At 48.2% G+C, this 13,207-nt stretch carries 13 protein-coding genes and 1 tRNA gene; 1 reads left to right on the top strand and 13 read right to left on the bottom strand.

The window, feature by feature from the left end; all coding sequences use genetic code 11:
• Positions 1-89: 89 nt before the first annotated feature.
• From KAI37_RS16950 to lspA, 12 genes are all read right to left on the bottom strand, one after another.
• On the bottom strand, positions 90-368 hold the full coding sequence (locus KAI37_RS16950) for a hypothetical protein (RefSeq protein WP_076293484.1): 279 nt from the start codon (positions 366-368) through the stop codon (positions 90-92).
• 171 nt (positions 369-539) lie between these two features.
• Positions 540-613: transfer RNA gene (locus tag KAI37_RS16955), tRNA-Ile, on the bottom strand.
• A 124-nt stretch (positions 614-737) separates the two neighbouring features.
• Positions 738-902 (bottom strand): hypothetical protein, encoded by a 165-nt coding sequence (locus KAI37_RS16960; RefSeq protein WP_014282411.1) that lies wholly within the window; start codon positions 900-902, stop codon positions 738-740.
• A 147-nt stretch (positions 903-1,049) separates the two neighbouring features.
• Positions 1,050-1,691 carry an orotate phosphoribosyltransferase gene (gene pyrE, locus KAI37_RS16965; RefSeq protein WP_071641730.1) on the bottom strand — a complete coding sequence of 214 codons (642 nt, stop codon included), beginning with the start codon at positions 1,689-1,691 and terminating at the stop codon, positions 1,050-1,052.
• Positions 1,688-2,482, bottom strand: coding sequence for an orotidine-5'-phosphate decarboxylase (gene pyrF / locus KAI37_RS16970; protein ID WP_275955738.1), 795 nt, complete (start codon positions 2,480-2,482; stop codon positions 1,688-1,690). The genes pyrE and pyrF overlap by 4 nt, the downstream gene beginning before the upstream one ends.
• A 67-nt stretch (positions 2,483-2,549) precedes the next feature.
• Positions 2,550-5,765 carry a carbamoyl-phosphate synthase large subunit gene (carB, locus tag KAI37_RS16975; protein WP_220029871.1) on the bottom strand — a complete coding sequence of 1,072 codons (3,216 nt, stop codon included), beginning with the start codon at positions 5,763-5,765 and terminating at the stop codon, positions 2,550-2,552.
• A 1-nt stretch (position 5,766) separates the two neighbouring features.
• A complete protein-coding gene (gene carA, locus KAI37_RS16980) occupies positions 5,767-6,903 on the bottom strand; it encodes a glutamine-hydrolyzing carbamoyl-phosphate synthase small subunit (RefSeq protein WP_071641736.1) in 1,137 nt (378 codons plus the stop codon).
• Between the two features lie 60 nt (positions 6,904-6,963).
• Positions 6,964-8,286, bottom strand: coding sequence for a dihydroorotase (locus KAI37_RS16985; RefSeq protein WP_220029872.1), 1,323 nt, complete (start codon positions 8,284-8,286; stop codon positions 6,964-6,966).
• A 59-nt stretch (positions 8,287-8,345) separates the two neighbouring features.
• Positions 8,346-9,260, bottom strand: a complete 915-nt coding sequence (locus KAI37_RS16990) for an aspartate carbamoyltransferase catalytic subunit (protein ID WP_023989427.1) — start codon at positions 9,258-9,260, stop codon at positions 8,346-8,348.
• Complete coding sequence (gene pyrR, locus KAI37_RS16995; protein ID WP_043882258.1) at positions 9,257-9,823, bottom strand: bifunctional pyr operon transcriptional regulator/uracil phosphoribosyltransferase PyrR; 567 nt, start codon at positions 9,821-9,823, stop codon at positions 9,257-9,259. Before pyrR ends, KAI37_RS16990 begins: the two co-directional genes overlap by 4 nt.
• A gap of 505 nt (positions 9,824-10,328) precedes the next feature.
• Complete coding sequence (locus KAI37_RS17000; protein ID WP_071641740.1) at positions 10,329-11,300, bottom strand: RluA family pseudouridine synthase; 972 nt, start codon at positions 11,298-11,300, stop codon at positions 10,329-10,331.
• A 1-nt stretch (position 11,301) separates the two neighbouring features.
• Entirely contained in the window at positions 11,302-11,793 is a 492-nt protein-coding gene (gene lspA / locus KAI37_RS17005; RefSeq protein ID WP_023989430.1) for a signal peptidase II, read from the bottom strand.
• A gap of 236 nt (positions 11,794-12,029) precedes the next feature.
• Here lspA and KAI37_RS17010 point away from each other — a divergent pair, with 236 nt between their 5' ends.
• Entirely contained in the window at positions 12,030-12,764 is a 735-nt protein-coding gene (locus tag KAI37_RS17010) for a TraR/DksA C4-type zinc finger protein (protein WP_071641742.1), read from the top strand.
• Between the two features lie 22 nt (positions 12,765-12,786).
• Here KAI37_RS17010 and KAI37_RS17015 read toward each other — a convergent pair whose 3' ends face one another.
• Positions 12,787-13,179 carry a DUF5665 domain-containing protein gene (locus tag KAI37_RS17015; RefSeq protein WP_181127285.1) on the bottom strand — a complete coding sequence of 131 codons (393 nt, stop codon included), beginning with the start codon at positions 13,177-13,179 and terminating at the stop codon, positions 12,787-12,789.
• Positions 13,180-13,207 lie beyond the last annotated feature (28 nt).

Raw genomic sequence — 13,207 nt, forward strand, 5'->3', positions numbered from 1 at the left:
ACTAGATGATCCAACACTTTCACCAAGCCCTATTTAAACACTAGGATAAGCAAAAAGATCACTGGTGCTTCCCATGACCAGTGATCTTTTTATTTCCACTTATGATGTTTAGCCCACTTTTTAGCAGCCTCTTGATAACTCATTTGCTTGTTCCATAAAGTATGATTGATTACCCAATCATCCATCGCTTGCTGATACGTTTCAAGAATTTTAAAATCGCAAATATTCCAAGAACAATAAACTTTTTTGTACCAACTTCCTGATGATACTCCTTGGGTATATCTCCGTACTGCCTTACTTGCTTGTCGCTTTACCCAATGTGTTGCTTGATCTTTCTTAATAGGTGACTTTTTCACACTTCTACTCAAATTGCCTCTAACCTCCTTATGGGAAGCTAGAGACCAACCAATGTTTTCATTACCTCACTCCTTGATTTTCCTTTTACTAGGATAAACGATGTACCTCTCTAAAACAAATCCGATGAAGAAAGCAAATATAAACAACAAAAAACCCTTGCTACGCAAGGGTTTTTGAGGAAATGGGCCCTGAGGGACTCGAACCCCCGACCAATCGGTTATGAGCCGACCGCTCTAACCAACTGAGCTAAGGGCCCTCAAAAAAATATGTATATTCGCGTTACATATTCATAACAGCAACGTTAATTAATATACAACATTTTCTTGTGTTTCGTCAATAGCCTTTCGAAAATTTTCTTTTTAAAAATTATTTTCGTGGACTTACGGAATAAATCGGACACCATAACGACCTTTGCGCGAGCGGTACACCTCCACTGCGCGGGGATCATTGTAGCCATACATCCAGCCGTCGTGCTCCAACCTTTTTGCCAGACATCCTGCCTGAAATTTAGTCGTGTACAGTCTGCCATAGTAAATCCAATACATCCGAGCTCCCTCTTTTCACATGATGGTAGGAGTTAGTGTAACCGGATCGAATTCGATTTACACGGCCTGGGCCATAACAATCTACAATGGTTAGCAACGAGTACGAATCGCTCTAATCATTAGCTCTGTTGACCCCTATAGCTCATCTTATTTTCCAAAGGAAGCCGGGTCCTGACGCCAGGAACGCAGCAGTTCCATCTCTTCTTCCTGAATGGTTCCTTCACGCAAAGCAACGTTCATCAGGGCTGTATAATTGGACAGGCTTTGCAGCTCCACACCTGCTTCTTCAAAGGCTTGAGTCGCTTTGTCTAGCTGGTAGCTGAAAATAGCTAGTACGGCTAACGGCTGAGCGCCTGCTTGTGCTACGGCCTGTGCTGCTTTAATGGAGCTGCCTCCTGTAGAAATGAGATCCTCGATGACCATAACCTTTTGTCCAGCGCTGATGCGGCCTTCAATTTGGTTCTCTTTCCCATGTCCTTTGGCTTTGTCCCTCACATAGGCCATTGGCAGATTTAGCTTTTGCGCCACCCAGGCCGCATGAGGAATCCCCGCTGTAGCTGTCCCTGCAATGACTTCCGTTTCGGGATATTGCTCACGAATGAGGGCAGCAAATGAGTCTGCGATCAGCTCGCGTACCTCCGGGTAGGACATGGTCAGGCGATTGTCACAGTAGATTGGCGATTTAATGCCGGATGTCCATGTAAAAGGCTGCTGCGGGCGCAATGCCACCGCCTGAATACGTAACAGATGGGATGCAATTTGTTCGGGAATATTATTGAATGTGGTCATACTTGTATCATCTCCTTAATAATGTGTTCCACTGCGGCGCGTGGGTCTGCTGCTGCGGTGATAGGACGTCCAACGACAATGTAGCTGCTGCCTTGGGCAATGGCTTGCCCAGGTGTAAGCACACGCGACTGATCGCCTGCAGCGCTACCTGCCGGGCGTATGCCAGGAGTTATCGTCTTAAAGTCTGATCCACAGACAGCACGAATAGCAGGCACTTCCAAAGGGGATGCTACCACACCATCCAGTCCCGCCTCACGGGTCAGTTGTGCGTAACGAACCACTGCATCCTGTACCGTGCCAGGAATACCCAACTCCTTATTCATGGTCGTCTGATCCGTGCTGGTCAGTTGTGTGACTGCAATAATGAGCGGCATGGAAAGCGAGCTGTCTGCGGAAATAGCTGCTTCTGCACCTGCTTTAGCGGCTGACATCATATTAACGCCCCCAGCAGCATGTACGTTGAACATATCCACACCTAGGCGGGTAATGCTCTCTGCCCCTCCCCGCACCGTGTTAGGGATATCATGCATTTTCAAATCCAAAAATACGGAGTATCCTCTGGACTTTAGCTGTTCTACAAAAGCTGGCCCTGCATTATAAAACAGTTGCATACCTACTTTTATATAACAGGGAATCCCCTCTAGCTGCCGAATTAACTGCTCAGCCTGTTGTGCATTGGGATAATCTAATGCAACCATCAGCCGTCCTGCCATCTGCTGAAATGCTCCATTCACCGTTCTACATCCCCTTTTCACGTCAATTCGGGTACATTTGCCCGTGATAAAGGACATCCGTCAGCCGAAGCTGATGAATGTCCTTCCCTGTGCTACTTATTTCCCCACATCTATTCGTAACGCATTAGTTGCTCAGGACCGGCATGGATTCGGATGTGAAATTGATCGTTTCCAGCATTCTTAGCAAAGCGCGTACTGTATCCAGTGAGGTCATGCAGACAATGCCATTCTCAACCGCTTCGCGGCGAATACGGAATCCATCACGTTCTGGCGTTTTGCCTTTGGTCAGCGTATTGAAGACAAAGTTGGCTTCACCCGTACGGATCATATCCAGGATGTTCGGGTTACCTTCGCTCAGCTTGTTGATTGTGTTCACTGGAATATTGGCCTGCTTCATAGCAGCCGCCGTTCCACCTGTTGCAATAATTTTATAGCCCAGTCTGTAAAAGCCCTGCATCAACTCGACAGCTTCTTCTTTGTCCTTATCTGCCACTGTAATGATGATTGCTCCAGTGGACGGAATTTTCATGCCAGCCCCCACAAGTCCTTTGTACAGTGCTTTGGCATACTGAATATCGCGTCCCATGACTTCACCTGTCGATTTCATTTCCGGACCCAGCGTCGGCTCTACACGGCGCAGTTTGGCAAAGGAGAATACCGGAACCTTAACCGAGACATAATTACTTTCAGGCCATAGACCTTCTGAATAACCTGCATCTTTAAGCTTACCGCCCAAAATAGCCTGTGTGGCCAGATTCGCCATCGGGATATTTGTTACTTTACTCAAGAAAGGAACCGTCCGCGAGGAACGAGGGTTAACCTCGATCACGTACACCTGGTCTTGATGAATGACAAACTGGATATTTACCAAACCGATCGTTTTTAATTCTTTGGCGATGCTGATTGTAATTTCCACAATTTTTTGTTTCAGCTCGGCAGACAAGTGCTGTGGTGGATACACCGCGATAGAGTCACCTGAGTGAACCCCGGCCCGTTCTACATGCTCCATTATGCCTGGTACCAGTACTGTCTCGCCGTCGCAGATAGCGTCGACCTCAACTTCTTTACCCAGCATATAACGGTCGATGAGCACCGGATGCTCTGGATTGATTTTAACTGCTTCTTCCATGTACCGCAGCAATTCCGTATCTGAGTACACGATTTCCATAGCGCGCCCGCCCAGAACGTAGGATGGACGTACCAGGACTGGATAGCCTAGCGCCTGTGCGGTTCCTACTGCTTCATCTACCGATGTGACCGTGTTGCCTTTAGGCTGTGCGATAGCCAGACGAGACAAAAGTTGCTCGAACTTTTTCCGGTCTTCCGCTTCATCAATACTTTCCAGACTCGTACCCAAAATATTCACGCCTGCCGCACTCAGCGGAGCTGCAAGATTAATGGCCGTTTGACCACCGAACTGGACGATAACCCCAATCGGTTTTTCCTGCTCGATGACATTCATTACATCTTCGAAGAAAAGCGGTTCAAAGTAGAGGCGGTCGGATGTGTTAAAGTCCGTAGATACCGTCTCCGGGTTGTTATTGATAATCACTGCTTCGTAGCCCGCTTTTTGAATAGCCCATACCGCATGTACGGTGGAGTAATCAAATTCAATCCCTTGTCCGATCCGAATCGGTCCAGAGCCGAGTACGATAACTTTCTCTTTGTTAGATGGAATCACTTCATTTTCCACCTCGTAAGAGGAGTAGTAGTACGGAGTTGTGGCTTCAAACTCGGCTGCGCACGTATCTACCATTTTGTAGACCGGACGCAGGTTTTGAGCTAGACGGAATTCACGTACCTCACGCTCGGTTGTCATACTGTCGTTTTGGCCCATACTGCGAATCTCGGCGATAGAGCGGTCGGTAAAACCTTTACGTTTGGCCTGATAGAGTGTTTCGTAGGTCAGCTCAGACTCTCCAGCGATGATGGCTTCGAACTTGACGATCCCCTCTACCTTATCGAGGAACCACCAGTCAATTTTCGTCAAATCTTGAATCTCCTGCTGCTGCCAGCCACGACGGAATGCCTCGGCTACCAAGAACAAACGCTCATCATCTGCTTTAATCAGGCGATCCTTGAGCACATCATCAGACAGCTGTTCGGCTCCCTTAAGATGCAGACGGTTTACACCGATTTCCAATGACCGTACCGCTTTATGGATGGACTCTTCGAATGTGCGTCCTATGGCCATGACTTCACCCGTTGCTTTCATTTGCGTGCCCAGCTTGCGGTTGGCAGAAATGAATTTGTCAAATGGCCAGCGTGGTATTTTGCTCACGATGTAATCCAGTGTTGGCTCAAAGCAAGCATACGTTTGTCCCGTTACAGGATTCACAATTTCATCCAGCGTATAGCCCAGTGCAATTTTGGCAGCCATTTTAGCAATCGGATATCCGGTTGCCTTGGAAGCCAGCGCCGAGGAGCGGCTTACCCGCGGGTTTACTTCAATTACATAGTATTGATAGCTGTGCGGATCAAGCGCAAACTGTACATTACAGCCGCCTTCGATATTGAGGGCGCGGATAATTTTCAGAGAAGCGGAGCGCAACATTTGGTACTCTCGATCTGACAGCGTCTGACTCGGAGCTACGACGATACTGTCGCCAGTATGCACGCCGACTGGATCAAAGTTCTCCATATTACAAACAACGATGCAGTTATCATTGCCGTCACGCATGACCTCATACTCGACTTCCTTCAAACCTGCGATACTTTTTTCCACCAAACATTGTCCGATTGGACTGTATCTCAAGCCAGAGCTGACGGTTTCACGCAGTTCTTCTTCTGTAGAGCAGATACCACCGCCTGTTCCCCCTAGTGTATAAGCCGGGCGAACGATAATTGGATAACCGATTTCATTAGCAAATTCTAACGATTCTTCTAAGGTTGTTACAATTACACTCTCCGGTACAGGCTGTTCCAACTCGCGCATCAAATCACGGAACAGATCACGATCTTCGGCTTGTTCTATCGAATTCAGTTGGGTTCCCAGCAGCTTGACGTTTTCACGCTCCAGCACTCCGGCGCGAGCCAGTTCCACTGCCATATTCAGACCTGTCTGTCCTCCCAGCGTAGGAAGCAGACCATCTGGACGCTCTTGACGGATAATCTGTGTTACAAAATCAAGTGTAATCGGCTCGATGTATACTTTGTCTGCCATGTTGGTGTCTGTCATGATGGTTGCCGGATTACTGTTGATCAGTACTACCTCGACGCCTTCTTCTTTGAGCGCTTGACAAGCTTGTGTACCAGCGTAATCAAATTCTGCTGCCTGACCAATGACGATAGGACCGGAACCGATCACAAGTATTTTTTTAAGTTCTGTATTTTTCGGCATATTAGCGCTCTCCTCTCACTGCGGCGGCGATAGCAGCCTGACGCGGTTGCTTTGGATGATTTCTTTTGTGCTCACGGATCATGTCCAGAAAACGGTCAAACAGGTAGCCATTGTCGTAAGGTCCTGGTGCAGCTTCTGGATGATATTGAACCGAAAACGCGGGATACTTGGTATGTTTAAGACCTTCAATCGTTTTATCGTTGTTATTAATATGCGTCACTTCAAGCTCAGTTCCTTGGATCGAATCCTCATTTACCGTGTAGCCGTGATTTTGCGAAGTGATAAAGCAGCGTCCGCTCTCCAGTTCTTTCACCGGATGGTTACCACCGCGATGTCCGAATTTCAGCTTTTCCGTATCCGCTCCCGAAGCTAAAGCGAACAACTGGTGTCCCAAGCAAATTCCGAAAATCGGGTATTCCCCTAACAGTTCAGCTACCGTACGAACGGCATGGGGTACGTCTTTTGGATCTCCAGGGCCGTTAGACAGCTGGATACCGTCCGGGTCCAAGCGGCGAATTTCCTCAGCCGTCGTATCATGTGGTACGACAACTACATCGCAGTCCCGTTTATTCAGTTCGCGCAAAATGCCGCTTTTTGCACCGTAGTCAATCAATACGATCCGCTCTCCGTTGCCAGGACTGCTGTACGGATGAGGTGTGGAAGTCATAGGAACCTGATTACGCAATTCTTCAATGGTGAGGTCAGACATCATTTCTTTCAGTTCTTCCAGCGGCTGGGAACCAGTCGTCAAAATGCCCTTCATCGTGCCGTGATGGCGAATAATCCGGGTAAGCATGCGGGTGTCGATGTCGCTAATGCCAATGATGCCATATTCCTTCAGCAAATCGCCCACGCTGTATTGAGCACGCCAGTTGCTTGGCGCCGGCTCGTAATGTCGAACAGCAAAGCCATGGACATAAGGCCGTACCGATTCAAAGTCATCCCGAGTAATTCCGTAATTGCCAATCAGCGGGTAAGTCATCGTTACGATTTGTCCGCAATAAGAGGGATCAGTCAGCACCTCTTGATAGCCTGTAATCCCTGTGTTGAAAACGACCTCGCCTGTTTTTTCACCTTCCGCACCAAATGATGTGCCTGTAAACAGCGTGCCGTCCTGAAGTAACAATCTTGCCTGCATCCCGTCTCACTCCTCTATATTGTTTCCTGCTATTAGGTTCTATTTTTTTAGTGGTTCTATTTATTTTGCTTCGTCAGCAGACCATACAAGTTTGCCGTCTACCCAAGTTTTCACGGGCCAGCCTTTGAGCTTCCAGCCTGTAAAAGGAGTGTTGCGCCCTTTGCTGGCAAACGTTTGCGGATCAACTGCCTGCTCCTGCTCCAGATCAATCATGGTCAGGTCAGCTGGAGCCCCTTCTTCCAGGCGTCCCGTATCAAGGCGGAAGACACGCGCTGGATCAGCAGTCATACGACGCACTAGAAAGTCCAGTGTCCACTGTCCGGTAGCTACGAATTTTGTGTACAACAGCGGGAAGGCCGTCTCAAATCCAACGATTCCGAATGGCGCCAGCTCCATACCTCTTGCCTTCTCTTCCTCACTGTGCGCTGCATGGTCGGTTACGACGATGTCAATCGTACCGTCTTCCAGTCCCTCGATGCATGCCTGCACATCACGTGGGGAGCGGAGCGGAGGATTCATTTTCCAATTCGCATCCAGCCCAGGGATATCCTCATCTGATAATACCAAGTGGTGCGGGCATACCTCAGCCGTTACCTTGATGCCAAAAGATTTTGCGTGGCGGATTAACCGCACTGACTGCTCCGTGCTGACATGGCATACATGATAGTGTGCCCCGGTTGCCTCGGATAGTAAAATGTCTCGTCCGACGTGAATGGCTTCGGATTCGTTCGGAATGCCTTTAAGTCCGTGGCGCTTGGCAAATTCGCCGTCCGTCACTGCCGCTCCTTCAACAAGCGTGTTATCTTCACAGTGTGCAATAACCGGCATATCCAGTACTTTGGCCCGCGCCATGGCGTCCTTCATCATTTGCGCGCTCTGCACCCCGACACCATCGTCAGTAAAGCCGATTGCACCCGCTGCCTTGAGCGCTTCAAAATCTGTCAGCTCACGCCCCAGTTCGTTTTTCGTAATGGCTGCGTAAGGAAGAACCTTGGCAAGCCCGGCTTCCTGTCCCTTTTTCAATACCAGCTGGACTGTGTCCACATTGTCAGTCACTGGACGTGTGTTTGGCATGCAGGCAATCGTCGTAAATCCGCCTTTCACCGCCGCCCGGCTGCCCGTTTCAATCGTTTCTTTATATTCAAAGCCAGGTTCTCTCAGATGCACATGCATGTCGATTAAACCGGGGATGACCAGTTTTCCCTGGGCGTCGATTTTTTCAACTTCGCGCTCCTGCTCAGATGCCCCTTCTTCTATAAGTAGGCTGACTCCAGCATCTGCATTTGCGATAGCCAAAATTTTTCCGTCGGCGATTAGGATGGATTTCAATTCAGTCTCGCCCTGCTCGTTCAATACGCTTGCATTCATTATTAATTGTTTCATCTGAAATATTCCTCCGCTCAGTTTTCTGCAACTTTTTCCTACGATCCTACTGACAGCTTCTACAGCTTCATTGCCCGTTCCATAACCGCCATGCGGATCGGAACTCCGTTTGCCATTTGCGGAAAAATTCGCGATTGTTCGCTTTCCACAACTGCACTATCAATTTCCACATTCCGATTCACTGGAGCTGGATGCATGATAATCGTTCCGGGCTTCAGGTTCGCTGCTCTTTTCTCTGTCAAACCGTACTGCTCTCGATACTCATCCGCTGAGCGCAACATCCCTTCAGCATGCCGTTCCAGCTGTACCCGAAGCATCATGACCACGTCCGCCTGTAGTGCCTCTTGCATCGGAACATAAGGCGCGTACGCCGCAAGATCAGGTGCTTGCATATTATCAGGAGCGCAGAAGCTAACCTTGGCTCCGAATTTTTGCAAGGCCCACAGATTCGAGCGAGCTACACGGCTGTGCAGAATGTCTCCTATGATGGATACTCTCAAGCCTTTAAGCTCACCGAAAGTTTTGCGCATGGTGTACAGGTCCAGCAGAGCCTGCGTTGGATGCTCATTGTTGCCGTCCCCCGCATTAACCAGTGGGACACTGACCTTCTCAGCGAGCTCTTGCAGCACCCCGGCTGGCTTTAACCGGATGACTCCTGCATCAATGCCCATGGATTCGAGCGTACGTACTGTATCGTAAATGGACTCCCCTTTTTCCACACTGGAAGCCGCAGCGGAAAAGTTCAAAACCTGAGCGCCCAGCCGCTTCTCTGCCATTTCAAAAGAAAAGCGGGTGCGAGTGCTGTTTTCAAAAAACATGTTGGCCGCAAAGCGTGATTGCAGTACTGGAACCAGTTTTTCTGGTTGAGACTCCCAATAATGAGCGCGATCCAGAATGGACTCGATTTCATTTCGACTAAGTTCCTTTAACCCGAGCAGGCTACGTTCTTTAAGTTGACTGGCTGTTGTGATCATAGCTGTTCCCCCCGGTTCTGAATGATTGTCACTTCGTCCTTACCGTCCGTCTCTTGAAGGGCTACTACGATTTCCTCAGATTTGGAGGTTGGGATGTTCTTGCCGATGTAATCCGGACGAATCGGAAGCTCACGGTGTCCGCGATCCGCTAGCACTGCCAGCTGAATCATTTGCGGTCGTCCGCAGTGCATCAATGCATCCATCGCCGCGCGGATGGTGCGGCCTGTATACAGCACATCGTCAAAAAGAATGACTTTCTTATCATGAACCGATACGTCAGCAGGATTCATCAAAAGCTCTTTTCCATTTCCTTTAGCTTCGGCTACGCTGCTCCGGTCATCCCGGTAAGCTGTGACATCCAGCTCTCCCCATGGAATTGGTGCGCCTTCAATTTCAGCAATTTTTTCAGCCAGGCGTTGCGCCAGATGAACTCCGCGTGTTCGAATACCTACTAGCACACAATCGTCAATACCTTTGTTTTTCTCCAAAATTTCATGTGCAATCCGTGTCAATGCCCGACGAATCGCAATTTCATCCATCAGTACATGTGTTTCATTACTCATGCTTCCAGCCTCCTCAGGTGATGTTCCCTTCAGACCTGGTCCCGTGTTCGGATACAAAAAAGACTCCTTGCCCAAGTTTGGCAAGGAGTCTCGTGTGAACAGTCTTCTACTGTTCTCCGATCTCTCGGACACACTGAAGACATACCGCCGCAGCGGATGCACTGATCAGTGATCCATTCACGTTACCTTGCCAGCCTCACGGGACTGATTTAAAGGTGCTATTCAGGATTTCCTTTGTCCTGCTTCTCATAGTATGAGATGGTTAGCCATCTCTTGGACAAAGTTCATCGCAACTACAAGAAGTATGACAGATTGAAAATCGTGTGTCAACACCCGTTCAACCGGAACCACCGGAAGCACTCTAATAATTATACAACTTTATTGTATAATTATCCATAGTTGTTTTTACCCATACCTTATCCCACAATAAAAAAAACCGCCATTTAGGCGGTTCAACTTAATAATTTATTCAGGTTTGTGAATAGGAATGCAAATTATCATTGTTTTAGCGACTACGCAAGGATGCTAACACATCCTCCATATCAGGAGGGATCGGTCTGTTGAATTCCATGTATTCTCCAGTGGATGGATGCTTAAAGCCCAGTACCGCCGCATGCAGCGCCTGACCATCCATACGAACCCCTTTGCTACGCCCATACATAGGGTCGCCAACCAATGGGTGTCCAATAAATTTCATGTGAACACGAATTTGGTGTGTGCGTCCTGTTTCCAATTGAAGTTCAAGCAGGGTATAATCCCCCAACCGTTCAATGACGAGAAAATGGGTGACTGCATGCTTGCTGTTACGTTCCGTCACTGTGAACAATTTGCGATCACCCGAATCGCGGCCAATTGGAGCATCTACCGTTCCCTGATCGTGGCTCAAATGACCGTGAACTAAGGCTATATATTTCCGAGTCACACTATGATCCTTAAGCTGTGCTGCAAGTGATGCGTGAGCCTGATCATTTTTAGCCGCCATCAGCAGTCCTGATGTATCCTTATCAATACGGTGAACAATACCAGGACGTAATTCCCCGTTGATGCCGGAAAGATCGTGACAGTGGTACATCAGTGCGTTAACCAATGTTCCCGAAGAGTGTCCCGGTGCAGGATGCACGACCAGACCACGTTGCTTGTTAATAACAATAACGTCCGAGTCCTCGTAAACGACATCCAACGGAATATTTTCCGGTACAATATCTACACTTTCTGGCTCCGGCACCGATAATACAATACGATCTCCTTCAGCCAGCTTGTAGTTCGCCTTGATCGCCGTACCGTTCACCAGCACCCGACCATTTCCGATCCACAGCTGTATCTGAGAACGAGACACTTCCTTCATTTCTTCGGCGATATATTTGTCTATACGTGTTTTGGCATCCCCGGAATCCGCTGTCCATTCCAGAGATTCACTCTCCAGTTCGTCCTCATAAGACAGACCTGCGGCTTCGCCGTTTTCATTCACTTCGCTCATGCTATGACTTCCCTTCAATGCTATCATTGCCATTTCCCTTTTCTCGACGCGATTCCAGCAATGTATCCAAAATAATCAGTGCTACACCGATGACAATCGCCGAATCTGCCACATTAAAAATGGGGAACGTATAGCTTCCAAAATTAAATTGCGCAAAATCAACTACTTCCCCTGAAATAGCTCGATCCAAAAAGTTACCAACTGCTCCCCCCAGCACCAAACTTAGCGCAACAGGAAGTAGCTTTTGTCCAGCCTTGACTGTTTTTCGCAGGTACCAGACGATACCAATCACCACTACAATTGTAATCACGATAAAAAGCCAACGTTGACCTTCCAAAATCCCAAAAGCGGCTCCACGATTACGATGGGAGGTGATTAAAAAGAAATTGCCGATGACTGGTATTTGCTCGTACAATTCCATCCGCGTAGCCACCAAATATTTAACTCCCTGATCAATCAAAAAAATAATTAGCGCAATACCAAAATAAATCACAGTCCTTCGTCACTCCGATCCGCTTATATCCGTTGTTGAACCCATTTATTGTAGCATAAGCGTTCTCAGATCGTCCACGAAACCCGCAAGCTATCAAGCACAGATCATCCATAAAATGAACTCCTTCGCATTTGATTAGAATTTCCTATGTAAAAGAGGTCTTCCCGGTGCAAACTACAAGGAGCATACTCGACACAACGCATGCGCATGTAAACCTAGAACAAGGAGAGGATTTCATGTCCCCATTGACGGAGCAACAATTGCAGGGCTTGCGTAACGAACTGTTGGAACGCAAAAAAGAAATTGAGCATCGTTTGCAGGACAACGACCATTACGGACTCGGCGATTCCCAACGCGATCAAACCGGTGAGCTTTCTCCTATTGATAACCACCCGGGAGATCTGGCTACCGAAACCTACGAGCGAGCCAAGGATATTTCCTTGCTGGAGCACGACGAATTCCAATTAGAACGCATCGAATCAGCTCTGATGGCCATGGAAAAGGGGACGTATGGCATTTGTGCCGCCAGCGGTAAACCCATTCCCTATGAGCGCCTACTGGCTGTTCCCTATACCATTTACTGCAAAGAGTACAGTCCCGAAACAGAAGTGTCTAACCGCCGACCAGTAGAGGAAGAATTTCTCGCTCCCTCGTTCGGCAGAACGAGTCTGGATGAGCGGGATGATCAAAACGGCTTCGACGGTGAAGATGCTTGGCAGATCGTCGAAAATTGGGGTACCTCTAACACACCAGCCATGGCCGAAAGTCGAGAAATCCACAGTTATGATGATATGGAAATTGAAGCAGGCGACGATAATATGGGCTTCGTAGAACCATACGAAAGCTTTGTTGCTACTGACATTTATGGACAAAATGTTTCCGTTATTCGTAGTTCCATTTATCAGCGTTATATCGAAGATGGCGAGGGCGAAGGTCTACTGGAGCCGGATACGCACGAAGACGAATCGTGAACATCAAAGTGGAGATCGCTGCCTAATAGGTAGTAAGCTCCAATTGTCGTTGTACAATCCGTACAATATCAGCGATATAATCACCGATAATCGGCAAATTCAACGCTCCGAGCACTTGCAGCACATAAATAATGGTAGCGGCAAAAAAAGTAAAACCTAGAGCGATGCCGATTCCCCGGGAAACGCCTGATATTAGATTTAGCCAAAGTAATCGCCAAGGCTTGTTCAGCAGCAAAGCATAATCTGCAATACGTGTCCGTTCCATCTGCTCTGACACAGCACGTATCAGCTTTTCAACACGACTTAATTGCCCTGCCTGATTACCTGTTTTGCTTTTATCTGTGGCCACGGCAGATCCTTCTCCGTTCATACCTCGGAGACTTCTCCCCTGTCTACGCCTTGATCGTGCCGTCATATGCACAATCCCCCTTTTCCCATGGCTG

This window comes from Paenibacillus sp. S25, assembly GCF_019454085.1.
Classification (GTDB): domain Bacteria; phylum Bacillota; class Bacilli; order Paenibacillales; family Paenibacillaceae; genus Paenibacillus; species Paenibacillus polymyxa_B.

Coding starts and splice junctions, on each gene's coding strand:
- KAI37_RS16960 (WP_014282411.1), bottom strand. CDS start 902: ATGTATTGGATTTACTATGGCAGACTGTACACGACTAAATTTCAGGCA.
- pyrE (WP_071641730.1), bottom strand. CDS start 1,691: ATGACCACATTCAATAATATTCCCGAACAAATTGCATCCCATCTGTTA.
- pyrF (WP_275955738.1), bottom strand. CDS start 2,482: ATGTCCTTTATCACGGGCAAATGTACCCGAATTGACGTGAAAAGGGGA.
- carB (WP_220029871.1), bottom strand. CDS start 5,765: ATGCCGAAAAATACAGAACTTAAAAAAATACTTGTGATCGGTTCCGGT.
- carA (WP_071641736.1), bottom strand. CDS start 6,903: ATGCAGGCAAGATTGTTACTTCAGGACGGCACGCTGTTTACAGGCACA.
- KAI37_RS16985 (WP_220029872.1), bottom strand. CDS start 8,286: ATGAAACAATTAATAATGAATGCAAGCGTATTGAACGAGCAGGGCGAG.
- KAI37_RS16990 (WP_023989427.1), bottom strand. CDS start 9,260: ATGATCACAACAGCCAGTCAACTTAAAGAACGTAGCCTGCTCGGGTTA.
- pyrR (WP_043882258.1), bottom strand. CDS start 9,823: ATGAGTAATGAAACACATGTACTGATGGATGAAATTGCGATTCGTCGG.
- KAI37_RS17000 (WP_071641740.1), bottom strand. CDS start 11,300: ATGAGCGAAGTGAATGAAAACGGCGAAGCCGCAGGTCTGTCTTATGAG.
- KAI37_RS17010 (WP_071641742.1), top strand. CDS start 12,030: ATGTCCCCATTGACGGAGCAACAATTGCAGGGCTTGCGTAACGAACTG.
- KAI37_RS17015 (WP_181127285.1), bottom strand. CDS start 13,179: ATGACGGCACGATCAAGGCGTAGACAGGGGAGAAGTCTCCGAGGTATG.